Genomic DNA, 23,222 nt, shown 5'->3' with positions numbered 1-23,222 from the left:
GCCACGCCGTTCGCGTGCGGTCGTTCGGTCTCAGGCGGCCCGAGCCGGTGAGCCCGCGGTGACCAACTCGGCCATGTGCGCCACGCTGGGCCGGTCGAACAGGTCCCCGACGTCCAGGTCGGCCCCCAGGTCCGTGCGGACCCGCTGGGTCAGCCGGGCGGCGCGCAGCGAGTCGCCGCCCAGCTCGAAGAAGTTGTCGAGCACCCCGATCCCGTCGATCTCCAGGACCTGCTCCCACAGCGCGGTCAGCACCCGCTCCACTTCGCCGCTCGGTGCCTGGTACGCGCTGTCGACGTCCGGGCGCGACCTCGGCGGCTCGGGCAGCGCCCGCCGGTCGATCTTGCCGTTGGTCGACGTCGGGAAGTCCCCGACCAGGTACGCCGACGGCACCATGAACGCCGGCAGGCGCTGCTGGAGCGCCTTGCGCACGTCCCGCACCACCGGGGTGGCGCCGGCGACCGGCTCGATGTAGGCGGCGAGTTGGACGTCGCCGTGCCCGTCGCGGTGGGCGAGCACCGCGGCCTGCCGCACCCCGGGCTGGGCGGCCAGCACGACCTCGATCTCCCCCAGGTGGACGGTGTTGCCGCGGACCTTGATCTGGTTGTCGGTGCGTCCGACGATCTCGATGCTGCCGTCCGGCCAGTAGCGGGCCATGTCGCCGGTGCGGTACAGCACCGGGTAGTCGGCCGGGGAGACCGGGTTCGGGATCCACTTCTGGCCGGTGAGCTCGGGGCGGTCCAGGTAGCCGGCGGACAGGCCGTCGCCCGTGATGCACAACTCGCCGACCACGCCCGGCGGCACCGGGCGGAACGCCTCGTCGAGCACGTACGTCCGCACGTTGCAGATCGGTCGGCCGATCGGCGGCAGCCGGCGCGCCCGGCCCTTTTCGCCCAGGCTCAGCCCCAGTTCCGTGATGTCGCAGGACGCCACGGTGGTCGCCTCGGTGGAGCCGTAGAGGTTGATCAGCCGGAAGGGCAGTCCGGCCGGGGGCCAGGACTGGATGCGCTCCCCGCAGACGCGGATGTCGCGCAAGGGGGTGTCCTTCGGCCACGCGAGCGCCCACAGCCGCTCCGCCATCGGCTTCATCAGCAGCGTGGTGGTGATGCCCTCGGCGAGGATCCAGGACCGCAGCCGCTCGGGGGAGGCGACGACCGTCGCCTCGGGTATGTGGACGGTGGCGCCGGACGCGAGCACCGGGAAGCACTCGACCTGGATCATTCCGTAGCCCGGCGCGGCCAGCCAGGTGCCGTGGGACTCGCGGGTCATCCGGCACAGGGTGCGCATGCCGTGGATGAGGTTGCGGGCCGAGCCGAACCGGGCGAGCACCGCCTTGGGCTCGCCGGTGGAGCCGGAGGTGTAGCCGACGTGGATGATGTCGTCCGCGTCCACGGGTTCGCCGACCGGCTCGACCGGTCCGGTGAGCCGGGCCGTCTCCTTCGGGTCGTCCAGCGCGAGCACGGGACGGTCGTCGGGCACCAGGTCGAGGTGGTCGACGAGGGTGACGACGGCGGCTGCCGACGAGTCCTGCACCATGAAGCGGACCCGGTCGCCGGGGAAGCCGGGGTCCAGCAGGACGACGGCGACCGCCAGTTTGAAGCAGGCGAGTTGGGCGGCGAGGTTGTCCGCGCCGCGCGGCAGGCAGACCCCGACCCGGTCCCGGGGCCGCACGCCCAGTGCGCGCAGCCGGTGGGAGATCCGGTCGGCCGCGTCGTTCAGCTCGCGGTACGTCACCCGGGAGTCGGGCAGCGCCACGGCGACGGCGTCCGGCGTGCGCCGCGCGTGTTCGGCGACGACCTCGTGGAAGAACGGCGCCGGCACCGGCTCGTCGGTGCGGTTCCAGTCCACCAGGGCGCGCTGCTCCTCGGCGTCGGAGAGCAGGGCGAGGTCGCGGACGGCGGTGGCGGGTTCGGCGACGAGGGCCGCCAGCACCCGCTGGAGGTGGCGGGCGTACTGGACGGCGGCGGGGGCGTCGAACCAGCCGCCGGGCAGGGCGACTTCCCAGGACGGCTCGACGTCCGGCACGAGCAACGCCGGGGCGGCGAGCCCCGTCGCCCCCGGGGGGCTCGGGGATCTCGCGTCGGTGACGACGGCCATCGGCGGGTGCTCCGTGGGGGCGGGGCGGGCCGCGGCGACGGCGGAGAGCAGTTCGTCTCCCGTGGTGTCACCGGTGACCTTCAGTTGAACGGTCGCCTCGTCGGTGCCGACGAGCAGTTCGTTCTCGCCCGTGTAGCGGTGCAGCAGGGCGGCGAGGGCGGCGGTCGCCAGGTGTCGCCGTGCGGCGCCGGTGGGCGTGGCGCTCGGGGCGGCGAGCGGGGCGCGGTGCGGCGGCAGGGCGGTGTCGTTCGCCCGGAGGCGGGCGAGCGGCAGGGCCGTGTGGGGGCTGGGGGCAGTGGTGGTCGTGGTCGTCTGGTCCACCGGTGTGGCTCCTCTCGGATGCGGACGCGGAATCCCTGCGGAACCGTGCTCGGGCCTCGCTCAGGCGACGAGTGCGGTCGTGCGGGCGGAGCGCTTCGCGACGGCTTCGGCCAGTCGCTCGACCATCCGGACCGTCTGGTCCCAGCCGGCGCAGGCGTCGGTGACGCTCAGTCCGGGGATGAGGTGGTCCGTACGGCCGAGGACGAGGTCCTGTCGGCCGGGCCGGAGGAAGGACTCCACCATCATTCCGGCGATGCTGGTGTCCCCGTCGGCGACGCGGACCGCGACGTCCTCGACGACGTCGCGCTGGCGCTCGTGGTCCTTGCCGCTGTTGCCGTGGCTGGCGTCGATGACGACGCGCGGCGGCAGTCCGGTGGCTTCGAGCAGTTCGACGGCGCCGGCGACGTGCCGGTGGCCGTAGTTGGGGCCGCTGTTGCCGCCGCGGAGGACGACGTGGCAGTCCGGGTTGCCGCGGGAGGTGACGACGGCGGCCACGCCCTCGTCGGTGACGCCGGGGTAGACGTGGCCGTGCGCGGCGGCCACGATCGCGTCGACGGCGTCCTTCGCGCTGCCGTCGGTGCCGTTCTTGAGGCCGATGGGCATGTCGAGACCGCTGGCGAGCTGTCGGTGCACCTGGCTCTGTACGGTGCGGGCGCCGATGGACGCCCAGCTCACCGCGTCGGAGAGGTAGCGCGCCACGGACGGGTCGAGGAATTCGCAGCCGACCGGGAGGCCGCTGCGGACGATCTGCACCATCAGTTCGCGGGCGCGGCGCAGCCCGTCGTTGAGGTCGTGCGTGCCGTCCAGTCCGGGGTCGCTGACGAGCCCCTTCCACCCGAGGCGGGTACGCGGCTTCTCGACGTACACGCGCATGATGACCAGCAGCGAGTCCTCGGTCTGCCGGGCGAGGTCGGCGAGGCGCCGGGCGTAGGCGAGGGTGGCCGCCGTGTCGTGGACGGAGCAGGGGCCGACGACGACGGCGAGCCGGTCGTCGATCCCCTGGAGGATGCGGACGAAGTCCTCCCGGGCGCGCAGGACGGTGCGCCGGGCTCCGGACGGCAGGGGGACCTCGGCGCGCAGGGCGGCCGGGGTGAGCAGCGGGCGGAGGGAGGCGATCCGGGCGTCGGGGGCGGCGACGGAGGCGTCGACGGTGGAGAAAGGGCTCATCGGAGTGTTCCTTCCCTGGAGGTGGTGGTCAGACGGGGTCCGCTGCGAGCACCGCCGCGGAGAAGGTGAAGCCCATGCCGGTGCCGATCAGGAGCAGGCGCTGGCCGGGCTCCAGCAGGTCGTGGCCGATCAGGTGGTCGAGCGAGTGGAGCTGGTCCACCGATCCGAGGTGGCCGATGGTGCGGCCGAGTTCGGCGAGGGTGTGGCGGGGCGCCAGGTCGAGCGGTCGTTCGAAGCTGTCGCGGTACAGGGTGCGGCCCACGTAGGGCGCGAGCAGCCAGTCGACGGCGTCGGGGGTCACGTCGGCGTCGGCGAGGGCGCGGGCGACGACGGTGCGGGTGCAGTCGGCGGTGCGCTGGATGACGTCCCGCAGGGAGACCTCGCCGCGGGACAGGAACTCCCGGGTGCGGCGGCGCATGTCGGGGCGCTCCGGCGGCGGGGCGGTGCGGAAGGGCTCGTCGCCGCGGGAGAGTCCGCCGAGGACGGTGTCGGTCTCCGAGACGTGGGACAGGAGCCGGAGCCGGCCGCCACCACGGGTGAGCACGGCGGCTGCGGCGCCGTCGCCGAAGACGATGCCGGGCGAGGTGTGGAAGCGGTCGGCGGGCGGCGCGAACCGGTCGGCGACCGTGACGAGGGCGCTGGTCAGCTCGGGGCGGGCGGTGAGCGCGTTCGCCGCGATGTCGAGGGCGGCCATGGAGCCGTTGGACCAGGCTGAGACGGCCTTGGGCATCTCCGGGAGCCGGGTGCCGAGGAGTTCGCCGGCGATCCAGCAGGGGGCGGACCACATCTCGATGCCCTGGAAGCTGGCCTGTCCGTGCAGGTGGAGGGTGTCGGGCCCGGTCGCGACGCCGAGGGCGGCGGCCTCCTTGAGGGCGAGTCGACCGGCGGAGACGGCCATTTCGGCGGGTGCCGATTCGGCGCGCGAGTAGCTGACCATGCCGGTGCTCTCGGCGGCGAGCGGGTCGTAGGAGCCGTCGTCGACGGCGGTGGATATGGGGACCAGGTCGCCCAGGACGCTGCCGGTCCCGGCGATCCAGACGTCATCGAACCTCATGGCCCGGCGCTCCTTCCGATGGGGGGCCTTGGGGCAGGTCGCGCAGGTGGTGCTCGCCGGAGAGCAGTCGGGCGGGGCCCGCGATCCCGGCGAGCACGGCGTAGGCGCTGCGCACCAGGACCCGGCCGACGGCGGAGTCGATCGCTCCGGCGAGGTGGGGCACGCTGGTGCGGTACCGCACCGAGTAGACGGCGGTGCAGCCGCCGTCGGGGCGGTCCACGGCCGACCACGAGCCGGCCAGTTCCTGGAAGTCGCCCTCCACCTGGGTGAAGGCGATGCGGTGCGGCGTGGTGTCGTCGGGTGCGGGGGCGGTGGACTGGACCCACCGTGCGGTGCCGCCGCGGAAGGCGATGACCCAGCGGCGCGCGCCCTCGCCGACGTCGTCGACGGAGAGGACGTCCGGGGCGTGGGTGGGGAAGGCGTGGTCGTCGCCGAGGCGGCTGATCAGTTCCTCGGCCGAGCAGTTGAGTTCGGCCGTGAGCGTGCGCGGTCGCATGGGTGGTCACTTCCTGTCGGTTTCACGGGCTTCGCGGGCTTCACGGGTGCACCGGATCGGCGGGTGCACGGGGTCAGCGGGGCGCGGACTCCACGGGTGCACGGGTTCAGCGGGTGCCGCCGGGCCGGATCACGCTGACGGCCTGGAGGTGGGTGGTGCGCAGCATCGGGTGGCTCGCCTCGCCGAAGGCGCCCCCGGTCAGTCCGGTGCCGCCCTGGTTGGGCAGGAAGGGCAGGAAGCCGCTGTGCGAGTCGTTGACCTTGAGGTTGCCGCCGTTGGTGACGGTGGTGAGGTAGCGCTCGATGGTGTCGGTGTCCCCCGTCCACAGGGAGTTGCGCAGCCCGTAGGCGTTGGCGTTGACGAAGGCGAGGACGTCGTCGAAGAGGGCGTCGTCGCTGCCGCCGGCCTCCGGGACGACGATCGGCAGCAGGGGGAAGAAGGTCTCGTCGCGGACGACGGAGAGGTTCCGGGCGCCGTGCAGTCCGTCGACCCTGACGACGGTGGGCTCCAGGAAGAACCCGGTGTCGCTGGGGCGTCCGTCGACCTCCAGACGGCGACCGCCGTGCACCAGCCGGGCGCCGCGGGCCAGCGCCTCGGCCAGGCATCCGTAGAACCAGTCGGCGCCGAGGACGGGGGTGAGGACGACGCCGGGCTCGTCGGGGAAGCCGGGGCGGATTCCGCTCATCGCGGCGACGAGGCGTTCGATCAGCTCGTCGGCGATCGCCGGGTGGGCGATGACCTGGTTCGGCACGTTGCAGATCTGACCGGAGTTCATGAAGAACTGCGTCAGGCTCTGCACGGCGTCGTCGAGGTCGGCGTCCCGCCACACCACGCAGGCGTCGTTGCCGGCGAGCTCCAGGATCGGCTTCTTGCGGGCGGCGACGCAGTCCTTCTCGAAGCGCAGGCCCATCGCGCTGCCGCCGAAGTAGATGACGTCGTCGACGTGTTCGCTGGCGAGCCAGGCGTCCAGCATCGGCGGCCCGCACAGGGCGTTGAGGGTGCCGGCGGGTGCCCCGGCGTCCTCCAGGACCGGCGCGACGACCTCGCGCATGGCGTACATGCAGCTGAGGGGGACGCCGCGGGGGGCGCGCACGACGAGGGTGTTGCCGGACAGCAGGGCGGTGAGGCCGTTGAGGGCGTTGACGGTGGCGGCGTTCTGGGGCGGGTTGAGGCAGACGACCCCGTCGGGGACCCGGCGCAGCGTCATCTCCCGTACGCCGTCGTGGCGCGTGGTCGCCATCTGCTCGGCGCACCACTGGAGGGTCTCGGCGCTCCAGCCGGTCTCCGGGAGTCCGTTGATCATTCCCTCGGCGACGGAGCGGGGCTGGCCCTCGGCGACGAGGAGGTCCACCAGCGGTTCGCGGTGGTCGAGCAGGCGGCGGGCGATCCGCTGACCGATCTCCAGGCGCTCGGCGAGCGGGACGCGCGCCCAGATCGGGGCGGCGGCTGCGGCGGCTTCGAGCGACTGCTGCACCAGGGCGTCGTCGGCGAGTTCGCAGGCGCCGGCGACGACGTCGCCCGCGGCGCTCGCGTCCGCCTTGCCGAGGTCGAGGTCGCGCTTGAGCCGCAGGCTCGGGAAGGTGTCCTCGATGATGGCGCGCGTGGTCACCGTGTGCACCCGGTGTCCGCTTTCGCTGGTTACATCACGACCGCCGATGTAGGCGGGATAAACCCTGGTCGTCACGTTGTCCCCTCCGAGCACTCCGTTGCGCGACCGCGCTGTGGTTACCAGTCAAAAAGTTAAGTTGGTAACCGAGTCGCGGCAATGAGCCCGCGATAAGGCTTGGTTGTCACTCGAAGAAGCCCGGTGCGGGTCGCACGACGCAGCCGGCCCCCGGGAGTGTCCCGGGGGCCGGCTTGGGGGGAGGTGCGGCGGTGAGACACCGCCAGGGGGCAAGGTGGTTAGGGCGTTTCTGATGGATCAGGCTGGTTTAGTGAGCGGGGTCTGGTGCCGTGGATCTTCCCCCTGTGCCCTGCGGGCACGGGGGGACCCCCAGCGGAGGAGGGAGTCAATGCGGTGGGGGTCCCACCGTGCCCGCAGGGCACAGGGGGCCATGGGCGACCGACGACAGCGCGGAGAGGGGGCACCTCCCGGGCCGAAGGCCCAGGGGGAACGGCACCAGGGCACGCGAGCCCAGCAAGATCCGTCAGAAGCGCCCTAGACGGGTACGGCTTCGACGAGGGCGTAGCGGGCCGGTGCCAGCGGTGTGACGTCGGCGAGTTCGAACCCGGTGCGGGCGCAGAGCGCGACGAAGTCGGCGCGGGTCCGTTCCCGCCCGCCGAGGTTGACGAGCATGTTGAGATCGCTGAGGTGTGGCAGGGGCGACGCGGACGCGTCGACCACGTCGGGCAGTACGGGCTCCACGATCAGCAGCCGGCCGTGCGGGGGCACCACTTCCCGGCAGTGCCCGAGGATCCGTTCGGACCGTACGTCGTCCCAGTCGTGCAGCACGCTCTTGAGCAGATAGGCGTCGGCGCCCGCTGGCACCGAGGTGAAGAAGTCGCCGGTGGCCGTCGTGCAGCGGTCGGCGACCCCGGCCGCGGCGAAGGTCGCCCCGGACTGCGCCAGGCCCTCCGCGGTGTCGTACAGCAGGCCCCGTAGCCCCGGATGGGCGCGGAGCACCGCGGACAGCAGGGTGCCGTCGCCCCCGCCGACGTCCGCGAGCGTGGCGAAGCGCCCGAAGTCGTACGCCGTGGGCAGGATCCGCGCGGCCACGCCGGTGTTCTGCCGCATGGCCGCGTTGAAGAGGTCGTTGAGTTCCGGTTCTCGGGCGAGGTGGGTGAAGAAGTCCGTGCCGAAGACGTCGTCGAAGGCCGGCCGGCCGTCGCGTACCGCCCCTTCCAGGCCGCGCCAGCCCTCCAGCATCGCCGGGTCGGTGCACATCCGCACGAAGGAGTGCAGCGAGTCCGGTCGGTCGGTGCGCAGCAGGGCGCCCTGCTCGGTGAGGGCGAAGTGTGCCGGGCGCACCTCAGCGACCAGGCCCAGCGCGGTGAGGGCCCGCAGCAGCCGGTGCAGCGCGCCCGGTTCACAGGAGAGTTCGTGCGCCAGCTCCCCGGCCGGCCGCGTCTCGTCCCCGAGTCGATCGGCGATGCCGAGGGAGGCCATGGCGCCGATCGCCCGGGTCTCCATGTGTCCGCAGACCAGTCGGGTGATCGCCTCGCGATCCACGGGCGGGCGGGCTCCTTCGGGGGGCGCGGCGGCCGTCGCGGGCCGGCCGGTGGTGGTGTGCGACATGCTCTTCCTCCGTCCCACGGGCGCGGTGCGGCTGCCCGGTGTGGCGACAAATGGGGTACGGCGCTGATCGCTGCGGGGCGGCTCAGCGGTAGTGCAGGGCCTGGCTCCAGTCCTCGTCGGGGCCGAGCAGGCTGCGCGGCTTGACCACGTCCCGCCCCTGGGCCAGCACCTCGTGCGGCACCAGCGCGCCGGGCGCGAGCGCGGTGATCTCGCAGGGGACGCCCAGGGTGCGGGCGACGGCCGCGGTCAGCTCGCGCACGGCGGCGTCCCGGTGCTCGTCGGGGACCTCGAAGTGCAGCCGCAGCACGTCCGGTTCGGCCCGGGCCCGCCAGAACAGCACCTCGTACGCGAGCGGCAGGTCGAAGACCAGCTCCTCCAACTGGTGCTGGGTCACGTTGCGGCCGGCGACCGGGTGTCCGAAGGCGGACCGTCCCAGGACCCGGACCGTGGGCAGGTGCCAACCGCAGCCACAGGGCTCGTTCGAGACCTCGACCTCGTCCTCCAGGTTGTACCGCAGCAGCGGCATGGCCTCGCGGTACAGCGGGGTCACCACCAACTGGCCGCTGCCCTCGGTGCTGAAGCGCCCGGTCCGCGGCGAGTACACCTCGAACAGCACCCGGTCCGCCCACAGGTGCAGCCGGCCCTCGGGGCACTCCCCCGCCAGGCTGCCGGTCTCCGTCGAGCCGTACTCCTCGACGACGGGCACGCCCCACAGCTCCCCGATGCGCCGGCGGCGGGCGGGGGTGAGCGGCTCGCCGCCGACGAAGATCGCACGCAGGTCGGGGAAGTCCTTCTCCGGGGAGAGCCCGGCAGCCCGCGCCGCGGCGGCCCACATCAGGGGCTCCGTGGGGATGGACCAGGTGAGGGTCACGCCGAGGTCGTGCAGGGCCCGGATCACCCGTACGTACGGCATGGCGAGCGAACGGTAGTCGCCGGGGACGACCAGCGCCCCGCGCATCCGGGCCGCGGCCTGCGCCAGATGACCGGTGATCATCAGGGCGTAGGGGGTGCGCACGAAGAGGGTGTCGTCGGCGGTGATGCCGACCCACTTGCGGGCGTAGCGCTCGGCGAGGTCCACCCAGTCGTCCTCGGTGTAGTACGAGGGGGTGGCCTGGCCCGCGGTGCCGCTGGACTCGTGGTACGTGGCCAGCTCGCGCCGCTCGACCGCGAGCAGCCCGAAGGGGTACTGGTCCCGCAGGTCCTGCTTGGTCGTCGGCGGCAGCGCGGCGAAGGCGTCGGCGTCCACGGGGAAGCCTGGAACATCTGGGGCGGCCGGCCAGGCCGCGGCTCCGGCGCCGGGGGCAGCGCCGGAGCCGTGCCGGGCCCGGTAGAAGGGGGTGCGCGCCGCCCAGGACAGCACCTGCGGAAGCCGTGCGCGCTGGAGTTCGCGCAGTTCCTCGATGCCGTTCCAGTCGCCTATCTGTGGCAGTGCCGGCCGCATGGGTTCTCCTCGGTCGAGTCGTCCGCCGCCGGGGGTGCGCGCCCGGCGGGGGTCAGGTCTTCTTCCGGCCGCCGTGGGGAGGCTCTCCGGCGGCCAGTCGTTCGACGTACTGCGCGATCCTGCGCTGCCGCGTCTCGGGCCGCTTCGCCTTCTGGACGTTGAGCAGGATCAGATAGCTGTTGCTCTTGCTGAGGGCGGCGAAGGCGGTGGCCGCCGCGGGGCTGGCGTCGAGCGCCTGCCGCAGGTCGTCGGGGACCTCGGCGGTGCTCGGCGGGTCGTACGCCGCGGCCCAACGGCCGTCTTCCTTGGCGCGCTCGATCTGTTCGAGGCCGGCGGGGCGCATGCGTCCCGCGTCGATCAGCTCCGTGACCTTCGCGCAGTTGATCTTGGACCAGGGGCTGCGGGGCCGGCGGGGGGTGAAGCGCTGGGCCCACCAGCCGTCGGGGGTGTTCGCCGACGACGCCTTCCCGTCGATCCAGCCGTAGCACAGCGCCACGTCCAGCGCCTCGTTCCGGTTGATCGAGGCGACCGGGGTGCCCTTCTTGGGCAGGGCCACCCAGACCTCGTCCGCGCTCCGGTGGTGCTTCTCCATCCACTCGGTGAAATCCTCGACCGTGGTGAACACACGGGTCTCATCCATCATCAAGCCGCCAGCTCTCCGTTCGGGTACCGGTTTCACCGTAGGCAGGTCGGGGCGGGGGCACCACGCGGCCGTGATGAGGAGTGCTTCTCACCTCGATCACCCCGGACCGCCCCGAGCACGTCCGCAAGGCCCCCGCCCGCCCGGTCGGCTGATCAGCCCTCACCTCCCGTGCGCGGTCGGAGCAGGCCGACGAGGACGTCCCCGATCAGCTCCGTGCCGTTGCGGGTGAGGATCGACTCGGGGTGGAACTGCACGGAGGCGAAGCCGGGGCCGCGCAGTGCGTCCACCTCCCGTCCGGTGGCGGCCCGGAACACCTCGACCGTGCCGCCCCGCACGGGGCACGCGAAGCGGTCGCCGGGTGCGACGGCGGTGTAGGTGTTGTAGAAGCCGACGAGTTCGGTGCGTCCGAAGACGTCGATCTTCCGCTGCACGCCTTGGTTGGGCACATCCCTGCGGGCGAGATCGAGGCCGAGCACCGTGCTGAGCGCCTGGTGTCCCAGGCAGATGGCGAGGAAGGGGGTGGCGCCGGCGAGCAGTCGGCCGGCGAGCTCCCGCAGCCGGGCCATCTTGGGGTCGTCGCCGTCCGTCGGGTCACCGGGCCCGGGGCCGAGGACGACGGCGTCGTAGGCGTCGAGCGCATCGGCATCGGCCCGGTCCAGGCGTTCGTCGTCGTGGCGCACCACCGTCACCTCGCAGCCCAGGGCGGTGAGGATGAGCGCGGTCATCGCGGTGAAGGCGTCCTCGGCGTCGATGACCAGGACGGTGCGGTCGGCGAGCTCCGGTGCGCGGCGGCTGCGCCGCTCCGGGTGGGCGAACCAGAAGTCGGCGAGCGGACGGTTGCGCTCGGCCAGCGCGCGGAGCACGTCGGGGTGGGCGCGCAGGTCCTCGACGGGGGCGGCGGCGGTGCCTGCGCCGGCCGGCGCGCGCAGCGCCTCCAGCAGCCCGGCGGCCTTGGCCCGGGTCTCCGCCGCCTCCGACGCGGGGTCGGAGTCCCGTACGAGCGTGGCGCCGACCGCGATCCGCAGCCGTCCGGCGGCGTCGATCTCGGCGGTGCGGATCAGGATGGACGAGTCCAAGGAGCGCTGGCCCGTCGCGTCGCGGCCGATCAGGGCGACCACTCCGGCGTAGTAGCCGCGGCCCTCGGGCTCGTACCGGCTGATGACCCGACAGGCGCTCTCCAGGGGGCCGCCGGTGACGGTGGGCGCGAACATGGTCTCGCGCAGGACGTCCCGCACGTCGAGGTCGCTGCGCCCCTCGATCAGGTACTCGGTGTGGGCGAGCCGCGCCATCTGCTTGAGCGCGGGGCCCACCACGCGTCCGCCCGACGCGCAGATCCGGGCCATCATCTTCAGCTCTTCGTCGACGACCATGTACAGCTCGTTGGTCTCTTTGGTGTCGGCGAGGAAGGTCAGGACTTCGGCGAGGTCGGGGCCGGCGTCCGGGTAGCGGTAGGTGCCGCTGATCGGGTTCATCACCACGGTGCCGGCGTCCAGGGTGATGTGGCGTTCGGGCGAGGCGCCGATGAAGGTGCGCTCCCCGGTGTGGATGACGAAGGTCCAGTGCGAGCCGGGGTCCCGGCCCAGCAGCCGTCGGTAGAACGACAGCGCCGTGCGCGGCGAGTAGTCGGTCAGCTCCGCGGAGAAGGCGCGCTTGATGACGAAGTTGGCGCCCGTGCCCCGGCCGATCTCGTCGGTGAGGATCCGGCGCACGGTGGCGGCGTACGCGTCGTCGGCGTCGAACTCGGCGCCGTCGAGCCGGATCGGCACGTCGGGCAGCCGGGCGGCGACGTCGTCCACGGGCAGCACGGTCTGCGCGGTGACGGTCATGGTCAGCAGGGGTGCGCCGTCGTCGGGGAAGGCGAAGCCGCGCTCGCCGATCTGTCGGTACGGCAGCAGGGCCAGCACCTCGTGGCGGCTCCGGCCGCCGTCGGGCGGCAGCGGGATGTCCGCGATCTTCTCCACCGCCGCCGTCTCGCCGACGATCAGGTCCAGTTGGCCGGGGCCGGTGGCGCCGGGGCGGTGCAGCAGGGCGAAGGGCGGGGCGTCCGGGCCGAGGACCAGGTCCAGCAGGTCCGGGCCGGTGCACGGGACGCCCGCCGGGCCGCGGGCACCCCGTGGCGCCTTGCGGCGGCGCCCGCGGCCCGGGGGGCGGCTGGTGGTGCGGGTCGCGGTGTCGGGCGCGGCCGGCCGGGTCGTCGGGGGGAAGGTCGTGAAGGGGGGCACGGGGGTCATCGCGCTCCTCCGTCCAGCATGGCCAGCGCGGTGGCGGTGGAGAGGGTGACCGAGCAGCGGGACGCGACGTAGTCGAGCGCCATTCGGTGGTACTCGGGGGTGAAGTCGGCGACGGCGTCCGCCACCACGAAGGTCTCGATGTCGTTCGAGAAGCCCTCGTGGGCGGTCATCAGGATGCCGACGTGTGCGTACACCCCGCAGATCACCAGTTGGTCGCGGCCCCGGTCGGCGAGCAGGTCGAGCAGCCCGGTGCGGCAGAAGGCGCTCGGGCGCCACTTGGTGAACACCACGTCCTCGGCGGCGGGCGCGAGGGCGTCGGGGATGGCGCGGTGGCGGGGGTCGGCGCTCATGCCCGTACCCCAGAAGTCCTTGAGCAGGCCGCGCTGTTCGTCGCTCATGCCGCCGGGCTGGGCGGTGTAGACGACCGGTGCGCCCAGCGCGGCGAAGCGCTCGCGCAGGTCGCGCACGTTCGCCAGGAGGTCGGCGAGGGGGGCCCGGTCGGCGGAGAAGGGCTGGAGGAAGTAGTGCTGGACGTCGTGGACGAGGAGGACGGCACGCTCGGGGTCGATGGTCCAGGGCGCCACGTTCGCGGGGAGTTCGTCTTCGGCCGGCATGGGGTACGGCTCGATCGTCGGGATCGCCATCGGTGCTCCGTTGGTCTGGGTCCGGGGCTGGTGGTGCCCGGGCTGGTTGTGGGACTGGTGGTGCCCGGGCTGGGGCTGGGCTTGCGCTGGGTCCGGGCTTGGGGTGCACGGGGTCCGGGGTCGGTGGTGCTTCAGTGGCCGAGGCCCGCGCCGCCGTCGACCGTGAGGGCGTGCAGGGTGATGTGCGCGGCCCGGTCGGAGAGCAGGAAGACCACCGCGTTCGCGATGTCGTCGGGGCTCGCGAGCCGGCCGAGCGGGATGCCGGCGCGGAAGGTCGGGCCGTCGCCCTCGATCGACACCCGGCGGGCGTCGTCGCCGTTCCACAGGGAGGTCAGCATCGGGGTGTCGGTGGAGCCGGGCGCGACGACGTTGCAGCGGATGCCGTGCCGGGCCAGCTCCAGGCCCAGGTTCTTGGTGAAGCTGGTCGCCGCCGCCTTGGAGGCCGCGTACGCCGCCATGTTCCAGCGGGGGGTGACCGCCGCGTTGGAGGCGACGGTGACGATCGCGCCCCGGCCGCGCGGGATCATGCGGCGGGCCACCGCCCTGCTGACGTTGAAGACGCCGGTGACGTTGACGGCGAAGGTGAGGTTCCAGTCGTCGTCGCTGAGCTGGGCGGCCTGGCCGGTGCGCAGCACGCCGGCCGCGTTCACCAGACTGTCGATCGGGCCGAGTTCGCGTTCCGCCCGCTCGACCGCGGTCTCCACCTCGGTGCTGGCGGCCACGCTCGCGGGGTAGCCGTGGACCCGGTGGCCCTCGGCGGTGAGTTCCTTGACGAGCGACTGCAGGTTCTCGCGGTCGGCGTCGACCGCGGCCACCGCCGCTCCTTCGGCGACCAGTTGGCGTACCGTTGCCGCGCCTATGCCGCCCGCCGCTCCGGTGACCAGCGCTGTCGTGTACCGCATCTGTCATCCCTCTCCTTCGTGTGCCGCCGCCGGGTGCGCTCGGCGACGAGGTCGGGGTCGACTCCCAGGCAGCGCACCGAAAAGGATCCGATCGCCCGGAGGTAGTCCGCTTCGAGTCGTTCTTCGTCGAAGGCGGTGCAGCGCCCGCCTTCGACGACGGTCCGGCCGGCGACCAGGACGGTGTCGACGTCCATGGAGCCGCCGAGGGCGAGGAAGCCCTCCAGGGGGCGCGTGTTGAGCAGGTAGCGCCAGTCGTCTGCCGGCACCAGCACCAGGTCGGCCTGTTTGCCGGGTTCGATGCTGCCGATCTCGCCGGACCAGCCGAGCCCCTTGGCGGGCAGTCGGGTGGCCATGGCGAGGGCGTCCGTCGGGAGGACTTCGGTGGGGTCGGCGTACATCTCGTTGAAGGTCTGCCACACCGCGCGCATCGCCTCCGCCATCCCGCCGACGGGCATGGGCGCGCCGTCGGTGGACAGGGAGACGTCGAGCCCGGCGCGGCGGAACTCGGGCATGGCCCGGGTCTCGGTGAGCGTCGACTCGCCGGCGGGGCCGTACTTGGCCGGGGAGAAGTTGATGTGGGCGCGGGCGTCGACGAGCAGGCCGCGCTCCTCGTGGTCGGCGAAGGCGCAGTGCACGGCCGTGAACCGGTCCGAGAGCAGGCCGAGTTCCGCGAACCGGCGCACGGGAGTGGTGCCGTAGTACGCGGCCATCACCCCGACCTCGTTGCGCAGCGCGCCCACGTGCGTGGCGAACGGGACGTCGTAGCGCCGGACGAGTTCCGCGAAGCCGGCGCCGAGTTCGTCGGTCATGTTGACGCCGTAGACGGACGTCGGTCGGGCGCGCACCAGTCCGCTGGTGTCGCGCTCGCAGGTGCGCAGCAGTGCTTCGATGCGGGTCAGTACGGTGTCGGCGTCCCGGGTGCGGCGGAAGCGGGTGTCGCCGGGGGCGCAGACCGCGTCGCTGGCCCAGGTGCTGACCGAACAGCGCATGCCCAGTTCGCGGGCGGCGGTCGCCAGCGCCTCGGGGCGGTTGAAGGAGCCGACGTCGCCGAGGGCGGTGACGCCGGAGCGCAGTTGCGTCCACATGGAGTAGCGGGCGATCGCCACCGCTTCTTCCGCGGTGAGCAGTTCGATCTGGTCGTAGAAGGAGTCGAAGAGCGTAGAGATCTGTTGGATGTCCCCGCCGAGGGCCATGAAGGCGGGTTTGTCGTCCCGGTCGTGGGGCGGGCGCTGCGCGCCCTTGAACACGAAGCGGGTGGCGAACATGTCGTGCCAGTGCGGGTTCACCAGGCCGGGCAGCACGAGCTTGCCCCGGGCGTCGAGGACGCGCAGCCCCGCCCGGGTCGTGGGCGTCAGCGCGGCCTCGACCTGCGCCGTCGGCCCGGCGGCGGTGATGCGACCGCCTTCGATCAGTACGGATCCGTCGGGTACGACGTGCGCCCCGGCGTCCGCCGGGTACAGGTACCCGCCTCGGACAAGCAGTGCACTCATCTGCGGGGTCCTTTCGTGTCTCCGTTACCACCAATGAAGTTACGTAGGTAACAGGCGTGGAGCCACGGGCCCTCGATAAGGGGTTCTTCTCGCAGCGCGAAGAAACCGGGTCGGCGCAGCGGGCGGAATGCACGGCCGACGGGTGCAGGATGGAGGGGAGTTCAGCGCGGGGAATGGGAGGGGCCCGCCGCCCGGGAACGCTCCGGACGGCGGGCCCCGACGCCCGTCGGTCAGCGCACCGTGCGGAAGAATGCGCGCAGGTCGTCGCAGAGCAGTTCGGGCTCCTCCAGCGACAGGAAGTGACCGCCGCGCTCCAACTCGGTCCAGCGCACGACGTTGTGGTCCCGCTCGGCCCAGCGGCGCACGGTCACGTCGTGGTTGGACACCAGCACCGCGGTGGGCACGGTGCCGGCCTGCCCCCAGTCGGCCGCCGCGCCGTCGCTGTCACCGCCGTACTCGGCGTCGGCCCCGTCGTCGCTCCAGGAGTTCGCGGACATCTCCTCGTAGTAGATCTGCGCGGCGGAGCCCGCGGTGCCGGTGAGCCAGTAGAGCGAGACCTCGGTCAGGATGCGGTCCCGGTCGATGCTGTCCTCCGGAAGGCCGTCCTCCGGGTGCGTCAGCTCCTTGAACTTCTCCACCATCCAGGCGAGTTGTCCGACGGGCGAGTCGGTGAGCGCGTACGCCACGGTCTGGGGCCGCTTCCCGTTGCACTGGAGGTAGCCGTCGTTGAAGTCCTGCATCGCCTGCCAGCGGCGCTGCTCCACCTCCGTGAGGCCGTCCATCTCGCCGTCGACGCCCGCGGGGAAGGTGACCATTCCGTTGACGTGCACGCCGCTGACGCGCTCCGGCGCCTGCTTGCCGACCTCGGGCGCGACCCACGAGCCGGTGTCGTACCCGTGGACGCCGTAGCGCTCGTACCCGAGCCCCGCCATCAGCCGGACCATCAGCCCCGCCATGGCGGCGGCGCCGGCGCCGGGGCCGGCCAGCGGGGTGGAGAAGCCGAATCCGGGCAGCGAGGGGATCACCAGGTGGAAGGCGTCGGCCGGGTCGCCGCCGTGGGCGCGGGGGTCGGACAGCGGCCCGATGACGTCGAGGAAGTCGACGACGCTGCCCGGCCAGCCGTGCAGCAGCAACAGCGGGGTGGCGTCCGCCTCCGGCGAGCGGACGTGCAGGAAGTGGACGTTCTGCCCGTCGATGTCGGTGCGGAACTGGGGGTGCGCGTTGAGCGCGGCTTCCTGGGCGCGCCAGTCGTACCCGGTCCGCCAGTACTCGGCGAGCTCCTTCAGGTACCCGACGGGCACCCCGCGGCTCCACCCGACCCCCGGCAGTTCGGCGGGCCAGCGGGTGGCGGCGAGGCGGGTGTGGAGGTCGTCGAGGTGGCTCTGGGGGATGTCGATCCGAAAGGCTGCGCTGTTCATGATGCCGACGGTAGGGGTACTTGCGGTCACCTTCTGTCCGCAACCTGCCCCTCGGGCGCACCCGCCATTTCACTACGGGAGCGTTGGCCGCTGAGGGCCGCCGCGGCTTGTCGCGCAGTTCCGCCCCCTACGCCCAGAGGGCGTGGTGGTACCCCCAGCGCCCCTGAAAGCCCGGGGTGCCCCACGCCCGCAAGGGCAGGCACCGCGGGCATGTCCGCCGCGAGCGCATCGGACAGCGCGGGCACAAAAAATCATTGGCACATGAACGGGATCGCGCCGTAACTTACGCAGTCGCCGTCCGCCACGCTCCCCCACGCCCACCCGCGGACCGCCCCCACACCCACCGCGGCGACTGGAGACCCATGGCCGGACCGGGCCTGACCAAGGAAGACGACGGCGCGGCGACAGCAGAAGGGTTGTTCTCGCGGCGGTACGCCTCCACCACGCTCACCTTCGCCGTGGTGGAGTTCCTCATCGGCTTCGCCGCCCTCGCCGTGCTGCCCACCCTCCCCGTCGCCGCTCGCGACCTCGACGGGGTGTCGCTCTACCCCCTCGTCGCGGGCTGCTTCGTCGCCGCCAGCCTGCTCGGCGGCGTGGTGGGCGGCAACTGGGCCGACCGCTCCGGGGCGCAGCGGCCACTCGCCGCCGGGGTGGCGCTCGCGGTGGGCACACTGCTGGTCTCCGCGACCAGCACCTCCGTCTGGCAGCTCGCGGCCGGCCGCTTCCTGGAAGGGCTGGCCGCCGGCATGGTGATGGTGTCCATCAACACCGCCATCGCCCAGTCCTTCCCGGACCACCTGCGCCCGCGCGCCCTCGCGCTGATGACCACCTGTTGGATCGTTCCCTCGCTGATCGGGCCGCCGGTGGCGGGCCTGGTGGCCGCCGAGTGGACGTGGCGGGCGGTGTTCTTCGGGCTGGCCGCGCTGAACGTGCTCCCCGCGCTCGCCGTCGCCGTCGTGCTGCGTCGGCGCGCAGCCGCCGCCGCGCCGCCCGCCGCGCCGAAGGACGACGCTCCGCGCCCCGCGCTGCTGGTCGCGCTCGCGGTGAGCCTGGGCGCTGCGCTCGGCCAGTACGGCGTGTCCGGCTGGAACGCGCTCCATCTGGCGTGCACGGCGAGCGGCGTCGTGCTGCTCGTGGTGTTCGCGCCCCGGCTGCTGCCGCCGGGGACCTGGCGCGCCGCGCGCGGGCTGCCCGCCACGATGCTGCTGCGCGGACTGCCGTCGGGTGCGTACTTCACCCTGGAGGCGTACGTGCCGCTGCTGCTCGACTCGGAGCGGCGCATCCCGGCGGTCCAGACGGGCCTGGCGTTCACCGGCGCCGCCTTCGCCTGGGCCGGCGGCTCGTGGATCCAGGGCCACCTGCTGGTGCGCTGGCCCCGCCACCGCACGGTCACCGTCGGCGCGCTGGTGTTCGCCGCCGCCATCGGCCTCGCGATCGCGAGCACGTTCCACTTCGTCCCGCCGCAGGCCGCCGCGGTGTCGCTGGTGGTGGCCGCGGGCGGCATGGGGATGCTCGCCCCATCGGTCACCCTGCTGGCGCTCAACCACAGCCCGCCCGAACGTCACGGGTACGCCAGCAGCGCACTGCAGACGACGCAGAACCTGGGGCAGATCGCGGTGATGGGCATCGCGTCCGCCGCGTTCACCCTGGGCCAGAGCGTGGCGTCGGAGCCGCTGGTCGCGTACGGGACCACGTTCGCCCTGATCCTGGTGCCCGCGCTACTGACCGCGGTACTCGCGCCCCGCGCCCGCACTGCCTAGGCAGCCTGCGCGTCGGCGGGCCCGTCGCCCCGCTCCTCCTTCAGGGAGAGCGTCAACTCGCCGTCGTGCGCGTCGACGAGGACCGTGTCGCCGGGGTTCAGCGTGCCGTCGAGGAGCATCGTCGACAGCCGGTTGTCCAGCTCCGTCTGGATGGTCCGGCGCAGCGGGCGGGCGCCGAACTCGGGCTGGTAGCCGCGGTTGGCGAGGAGTTCCTTCGCAGCCTCGGTGATGTCGAGGTCCACGTGCTGGGCGTGCAGCCGGCGCCGGGTGCCCGCCAGCAGCAGGTCGACGATGCGCACCAGGTCCGCCCGGGTCAGGGCGTGGAAGACGATGACCTCGTCCACCCGGTTCAGGAACTCGGGCCTGAAGTGCGCCCGCAACTCGGCCATCAGCTCGTCGCGGATCTCGTCGACCGCTCCGTGGTGGTCCAGGATCGTCTTCGATCCGATGTTGCTGGTCATGATGACGACGGTGTGGCGGAAGTCCACCGTGCGCCCCTGGGCGTCGGTCAGCCGCCCGTCGTCGAGCACCTGGAGCAGCAGGTTGAAGACGTCCGGGTGCGCCTTCTCGACCTCGTCGAAGAGGACGACGCCGTACGGCTTGCGGCGCACCGCTTCGGTGAGCTGTCCGGCCTCCTCGTACCCCACGTACCCGGGCGGGGAGCCGACGAGCCGGGAGACGGTGTGCCGTTCTTGGAACTCGCTCATGTCGAACCGCACCATGCGGTCGGGGTCGCCGAACAGCAGATCGGCGAGGGCCTTCGCGAGCTCCGTCTTGCCGACGCCGGTGGGGCCGAGGAAGAGGAAACTGCCGGTGGGGCGGTCCGGGTCGCCCATGCCGGCCCGGCCGCGGCGCACCGCCAGGGAGACCGCGGTGACGGCCTCGTCCTGCCCGATGACCCGTTCGTGCAGGGCGTCCTCCAGCTTCAGCAGCCGTTCCCGCTCGGTCTCGGTGAGCTGGGAGACGGGGATGCCGGTGCGGGCGGAGAGCACTTCGGCGATGTCGTCCGCCGTCACGCTCGCGGTCTGCTCGCGCTCCTCGCCGAGTTGGGCGAGTTCCTGCTCGACCTCGCGCATGCGCCCCTTGAGTTCACCGGCGCGTTCGTAGTCCTCGGCGCTGACCGCCTCGTCCTTCTCCCGCCGCAGCTTGGTGAGTCGGTCCTCCAGGTCGCTCAGCCCCGAGGAGCCGCCGACCGAGCGCAGCCCGACGCGTGCGCCGGCCTGGTCCATCAGGTCGATCGCCTTGTCGGGGAGGAAGCGGTCGCTGATGTAGCGGTCGGAGAGGGCCGCGGAGGCGTCCAGCGCCTCGTCCGTGAAGCGGACCTGGTGGTGGGCCTCGTAGGAGTCGCGCAGTCCGCGCAGGATCTCGACGGTCTCGTCGACGGTGGGCTCGGGCACCATCACCGGCTGGAACCGGCGCTCCAGCGCCGCGTCCTTCTCGATGTGCTTGCGGTACTCGTCGATCGTGGTGGCGCCGACGACGCTCAGGTCCCCGCGGGCGAGCGCGGGCTTGAGGATGTTGCCGGCGTCCATGGCGCCCTCGCCGCCGCTGCCGGCCCCCACGACGGTGTGGAGTTCGTCGATGAAGAGGACGACGGACTTCTTCGCCGCGGTGACCTCGTCGATCACCTTCTTCAGGCGCTCCTCGAACTCCCCGCGGTACTTCGAGCCGGCGACCAGGCCCGGCAGGTCGAGGGCGACGACGCGACGGTTGCGCAGCGCCTTCGGCACCTCGTCGGCGACGATCCGCTGGGCGAGCCCTTCGACGATCGCGGTCTTGCCGACGCCGGGGTCGCCGATGAGCACGGGGTTGTTCTTGGTGCGCCGCGACAGCACCTCGACCGTCTGCTCGATCTCCTCCGCGCGGCCGACCACCGGGTCCAGCCGTCCGCCGCGCGCCTCCTCGGTGAGGTCGCGGCCGTACTGGTCGAGGGTGGGGGTGTCACCGCGCCCGCCGCCGGGCTGCTCCGTCCCGCCCTGCGGCGTGGCGCCCGCCAGTGCGCCCGGCGCCACGCCCTCGGAGCGCAGGACGGCGGCCAGGCCGGAGTGCGGGTCGTCCGCGAGGGCCGCGATGACGTGCTCCGGGCCGATGTAGGACGCGCCGGTCGCCTGGGAGCGGGCGTGCGCGGCGAGCAGGGCGCGCTTCGCGGCGGGGGTGAGGGAGGGCTCCGTGTCCCCCGTGCCGGTGGGCAGCGTACGGTCGACGTCCTCGGCCAGCCGGTCCGGGTCCACGCCCGCCTGCTCCAGCACCTGGCGCCCGGCCGGCACCTGCGTCGCCGCCCACAGCAGGTGCCCGGTGTCCAGGTCGGACCCGTCCTCGGCCGCCCGGGCGCCCGCCGCCGCCAGCAGCTCGTGCGCGGAGTCGCTGAGGAGACGACCGATGGGCACGCGTTGCACCGCCGGCGGCGAAGCGGCCGGGCTCATCCCGAAGAAGCGGTTGAACAAGTCGGAGAACGGGTCGCCGGACCCGAAGGGCGAAGTCGTCACGTCGATCATCCCTCCGGCGCGCACCGGCGCGGTGCACCACCGCACACCCGGCACTCGCCGCGTCGATATGCACGTAGTGCCCGAACTTCCACCATTGTTCCCCGCGGGGCCCCGTCCGGCGACCGGAGCGCCCGCCGATCCGAGGCCGCAGCGCCGGCTCACCGTGACCTGAGACGCACCCGACCAAAGATCGGTGGACGGGACACCGATCTGCTTTCTAGGGTCACGCCGTGCCTGACATATCTCTGACCACACTGGTGCTGCTCGCCGTGGCCGCCGCAGCGGCCGGATGGATCGACGCGGTGGTGGGCGGCGGCGGACTGCTGCTGCTCCCCGCGCTGCTCCTCGGCCTGCCGCAGGCCCCCGCCGCACACGCCCTGGGGACGAACAAGGCGGTGGCGATCGTGGGGACGACGGGCGCCGCCGTCACGTATCTGCGCCGTGCGACGATCGACGTCCGCACCGCGGCACGGATCGGTGCGGCGGCCCTCGCCGGGTCGATGGGCGGCGCGTTCTTCGCGGCCGGCATCAGCAGCGCGGTACTACGGCCCGTGATCATGGTGGTGCTGCTCGGGGTCGCCGCGTTCGTCCTGCTGCGCCCCGGGTTCGGCACGCTCCCCGAGGAGCGGCGCCGGGCCGTGACCCGGGCGCGGAAGGTGACCGCGATCGTGGTCGTCGGCGGTGGAATCGGCTTCTACGACGGGCTGTTCGGGCCGGGTACGGGGACCTTCCTGGTGTTGGCCCTGACCGCCGTGCTCCACCTCGACCTGGTCGCCGCTTCGGCCACCGCGAAGGTGGTCAACGTGTGCACCAACGCGGGCGCGCTGGTCATGTTCGCCGTCCAGGGCGCGGTGCTCTGGCAACTGGCCGCCGTCCTCGCGGTGTTCAACCTGCTGGGGGCCACGGTCGGCGCGCGGATGGCGCTGCGGAAGGGGAGCGGGTTCGTCCGCGGGGTGCTGCTGACGGTCGTGCTCCTGCTCGTGGTGAAGCTCGGCTTCGACCAGTGGGGGCCGTGAGCACCGCCCCCGCTCCCCGACCGCCCTCAGGTCCGGTGCTTCAGCGTGCGGTCGAGCAGGTCCGTCAGCTCCGACCAGTGGCGTTCGTCGGAGTCGAGGTCGTACGCGTCGGTGTCGGCCTGCGTGAATCCGTGCTGCGCGCCGGGATACACCACCGCGTGATGGCGTACGCCCGCAGCGCTCAGCGCCTCCTCCAACCGGTCGATCTGCTCCGGCGGCATGGCGCGGTCGTGGTCGGCGTGGCCGAAGACCGCCTCGGCCCGGATGCCTCCGGCGAGCAGGTGCGGGCTCTGCGCGTCCTCGGTGGCCAGGTTCGCGCCGTGGAAGCCCGCGACGGCGGCGACCCGCTCCGGGAAGGTCCCGGCGGTGCGCAGCGCCAGATTGGCGCCCAGGCAGTACCCGACCACGCCGACCGGCCCGTCCTCGGTCAGCGGGGAGTCTCGCAGCCAGTCCAGGTACGCGCCGGCGTCCCGCATCGCCGGCTCCGGGCCCAGCGACTGGATCAGCGGCATCAGCCGCCCGAGAAGTTCCTGTCGCCGGGACGCGTCGATGAACTCCGGCAGCTCGATCACGGGGGCCGGCCCGTGCCGGTAGAAGAGGTTCGGCACCAGGACGGCGAAGCCGTGGGACGCCAGCCGGTCCGCCATCTTCCCCACGTGCTCCCGCAGTCCGAAGGCGTCCGAGAACACGAGGACCGCGGGGGGCGGGCCGCCGTCGTCGGGGCGGGCGAGACGGGCGTCCGCGGTGCCGTCCGGCGTCGGGACGTCCACGCTCTCTCCGTGCACAGCAACCATGTTCGATGCCTTCCCTTCCTCTGCTCCGCC

The 23,222-nt window shown here is 72.9% G+C and carries 17 protein-coding genes; 2 read left to right on the top strand and 15 right to left on the bottom strand.

Annotation, left to right across the window (positions count from 1 at the left end; genetic code table 11):
* Window positions 1-30: 30 nt before the first annotated feature.
* The 13 genes from ABZ842_RS29615 to ABZ842_RS29555 all read right to left on the bottom strand — a co-directional run bounded on the left by ABZ842_RS29615 (window position 31) and on the right by ABZ842_RS29555 (window position 17,136).
* The gene (locus tag ABZ842_RS29615; RefSeq protein WP_361543360.1) at window positions 31-2,415 is read right to left on the bottom strand and encodes a non-ribosomal peptide synthetase; all 2,385 of its coding nucleotides are present in this window, start codon (window positions 2,413-2,415) and stop codon (window positions 31-33) included.
* Window positions 2,416-2,475: 60 nt separating this feature from the next.
* Entirely contained in the window at window positions 2,476-3,582 is a 1,107-nt protein-coding gene (locus tag ABZ842_RS29610) for a 3-deoxy-7-phosphoheptulonate synthase (RefSeq protein WP_361543357.1), read from the bottom strand.
* A 28-nt stretch (window positions 3,583-3,610) separates the two neighbouring features.
* Window positions 3,611-4,636, bottom strand: coding sequence for a ketoacyl-ACP synthase III family protein (locus ABZ842_RS29605; RefSeq protein ID WP_361543354.1), 1,026 nt, complete (start codon window positions 4,634-4,636; stop codon window positions 3,611-3,613).
* On the bottom strand, window positions 4,623-5,132 hold the full coding sequence (locus tag ABZ842_RS29600) for an SRPBCC family protein (protein WP_361543351.1): 510 nt from the start codon (window positions 5,130-5,132) through the stop codon (window positions 4,623-4,625). The genes ABZ842_RS29605 and ABZ842_RS29600 overlap by 14 nt, the downstream gene beginning before the upstream one ends.
* Window positions 5,133-5,238: 106 nt before the next feature.
* Window positions 5,239-6,741: an aldehyde dehydrogenase gene (locus tag ABZ842_RS29595; RefSeq protein WP_361543348.1), complete on the bottom strand. Its 1,503-nt coding sequence runs from the start codon at window positions 6,739-6,741 to the stop codon at window positions 5,239-5,241.
* Window positions 6,742-7,290: 549 nt separating this feature from the next.
* A complete protein-coding gene (locus ABZ842_RS29590; RefSeq protein WP_361543345.1) occupies window positions 7,291-8,367 on the bottom strand; it encodes a methyltransferase in 1,077 nt (358 codons plus the stop codon).
* 82 nt (window positions 8,368-8,449) lie between these two features.
* Complete coding sequence (locus ABZ842_RS29585; RefSeq protein ID WP_361543342.1) at window positions 8,450-9,808, bottom strand: AMP-binding protein; 1,359 nt, start codon at window positions 9,806-9,808, stop codon at window positions 8,450-8,452.
* Window positions 9,809-9,860: 52 nt separating this feature from the next.
* Window positions 9,861-10,433: a YdeI/OmpD-associated family protein gene (locus ABZ842_RS29580; RefSeq protein WP_361543339.1), complete on the bottom strand. Its 573-nt coding sequence runs from the start codon at window positions 10,431-10,433 to the stop codon at window positions 9,861-9,863.
* A gap of 170 nt (window positions 10,434-10,603) precedes the next feature.
* Entirely contained in the window at window positions 10,604-12,682 is a 2,079-nt protein-coding gene (locus ABZ842_RS29575) for an anthranilate synthase family protein (RefSeq protein WP_361543336.1), read from the bottom strand.
* A complete protein-coding gene (locus ABZ842_RS29570) occupies window positions 12,679-13,326 on the bottom strand; it encodes an isochorismatase family protein (RefSeq protein ID WP_361543333.1) in 648 nt (215 codons plus the stop codon). Before ABZ842_RS29570 ends, ABZ842_RS29575 begins: the two co-directional genes overlap by 4 nt.
* 131 nt (window positions 13,327-13,457) lie before the next feature.
* A complete protein-coding gene (locus tag ABZ842_RS29565) occupies window positions 13,458-14,228 on the bottom strand; it encodes a 2,3-dihydro-2,3-dihydroxybenzoate dehydrogenase (protein ID WP_361543330.1) in 771 nt (256 codons plus the stop codon).
* Window positions 14,183-15,718 carry an amidohydrolase family protein gene (locus ABZ842_RS29560; protein ID WP_361543327.1) on the bottom strand — a complete coding sequence of 512 codons (1,536 nt, stop codon included), beginning with the start codon at window positions 15,716-15,718 and terminating at the stop codon, window positions 14,183-14,185. Before ABZ842_RS29560 ends, ABZ842_RS29565 begins: the two co-directional genes overlap by 46 nt.
* Window positions 15,719-15,948: 230 nt before the next feature.
* Window positions 15,949-17,136 (bottom strand): epoxide hydrolase family protein, encoded by a 1,188-nt coding sequence (locus ABZ842_RS29555; RefSeq protein WP_361543324.1) that lies wholly within the window; start codon window positions 17,134-17,136, stop codon window positions 15,949-15,951.
* A 362-nt stretch (window positions 17,137-17,498) separates the two neighbouring features.
* Between ABZ842_RS29555 and ABZ842_RS29550 the strand changes: the two genes are divergently transcribed.
* Complete coding sequence (locus ABZ842_RS29550; protein WP_361543321.1) at window positions 17,499-18,896, top strand: MFS transporter; 1,398 nt, start codon at window positions 17,499-17,501, stop codon at window positions 18,894-18,896.
* Here the strand turns inward: ABZ842_RS29550 and ABZ842_RS29545 are convergent.
* Complete coding sequence (locus tag ABZ842_RS29545) at window positions 18,893-21,391, bottom strand: ATP-dependent Clp protease ATP-binding subunit (protein WP_361543318.1); 2,499 nt, start codon at window positions 21,389-21,391, stop codon at window positions 18,893-18,895. The genes ABZ842_RS29550 and ABZ842_RS29545 overlap by 4 nt on opposite strands.
* Window positions 21,392-21,612: 221 nt before the next feature.
* Between ABZ842_RS29545 and ABZ842_RS29540 the strand changes: the two genes are divergently transcribed.
* Window positions 21,613-22,398, top strand: a complete 786-nt coding sequence (locus ABZ842_RS29540; RefSeq protein WP_361543315.1) for a TSUP family transporter — start codon at window positions 21,613-21,615, stop codon at window positions 22,396-22,398.
* Window positions 22,399-22,424: 26 nt separating this feature from the next.
* On the opposite strand, the gene ABZ842_RS29535 is transcribed toward ABZ842_RS29540, so the two are convergent.
* The gene (locus ABZ842_RS29535) at window positions 22,425-23,192 is read right to left on the bottom strand and encodes a dienelactone hydrolase family protein (RefSeq protein ID WP_361543312.1); all 768 of its coding nucleotides are present in this window, start codon (window positions 23,190-23,192) and stop codon (window positions 22,425-22,427) included.
* Between the last annotated feature and the right edge of the window lie 30 nt (window positions 23,193-23,222).

Source organism: Streptomyces sp. NPDC047315, assembly GCF_040643215.1.
Lineage (GTDB): Bacteria > Actinomycetota > Actinomycetes > Streptomycetales > Streptomycetaceae > Streptomyces.
The sequence above is the reverse complement of the archived record's forward strand: the minus strand, read 5'-3'. Positions and strand labels throughout refer to the sequence as shown.

Excerpts from the sequence above, each read along its gene's own strand:
- ABZ842_RS29610 (WP_361543357.1), bottom strand. The coding sequence starts at position 3,582 with ATGAGCCCTTTCTCCACCGTCGACGCCTCCGTCGCCGCCCCCGACGCC.
- ABZ842_RS29605 (WP_361543354.1), bottom strand. The coding sequence starts at position 4,636 with ATGAGGTTCGATGACGTCTGGATCGCCGGGACCGGCAGCGTCCTGGGC.
- ABZ842_RS29600 (WP_361543351.1), bottom strand. The coding sequence starts at position 5,132 with ATGCGACCGCGCACGCTCACGGCCGAACTCAACTGCTCGGCCGAGGAA.
- ABZ842_RS29590 (WP_361543345.1), bottom strand. The coding sequence starts at position 8,367 with ATGTCGCACACCACCACCGGCCGGCCCGCGACGGCCGCCGCGCCCCCC.
- ABZ842_RS29585 (WP_361543342.1), bottom strand. The coding sequence starts at position 9,808 with ATGCGGCCGGCACTGCCACAGATAGGCGACTGGAACGGCATCGAGGAA.
- ABZ842_RS29575 (WP_361543336.1), bottom strand. The coding sequence starts at position 12,682 with ATGACCCCCGTGCCCCCCTTCACGACCTTCCCCCCGACGACCCGGCCG.
- ABZ842_RS29570 (WP_361543333.1), bottom strand. The coding sequence starts at position 13,326 with ATGGCGATCCCGACGATCGAGCCGTACCCCATGCCGGCCGAAGACGAA.
- ABZ842_RS29565 (WP_361543330.1), bottom strand. The coding sequence starts at position 14,228 with ATGCGGTACACGACAGCGCTGGTCACCGGAGCGGCGGGCGGCATAGGC.
- ABZ842_RS29560 (WP_361543327.1), bottom strand. The coding sequence starts at position 15,718 with ATGAGTGCACTGCTTGTCCGAGGCGGGTACCTGTACCCGGCGGACGCC.
- ABZ842_RS29555 (WP_361543324.1), bottom strand. The coding sequence starts at position 17,136 with ATGAACAGCGCAGCCTTTCGGATCGACATCCCCCAGAGCCACCTCGAC.
- ABZ842_RS29550 (WP_361543321.1), top strand. The coding sequence starts at position 17,499 with ATGGCCGGACCGGGCCTGACCAAGGAAGACGACGGCGCGGCGACAGCA.
- ABZ842_RS29545 (WP_361543318.1), bottom strand. The coding sequence starts at position 21,391 with ATGATCGACGTGACGACTTCGCCCTTCGGGTCCGGCGACCCGTTCTCC.
- ABZ842_RS29535 (WP_361543312.1), bottom strand. The coding sequence starts at position 23,192 with ATGGTTGCTGTGCACGGAGAGAGCGTGGACGTCCCGACGCCGGACGGC.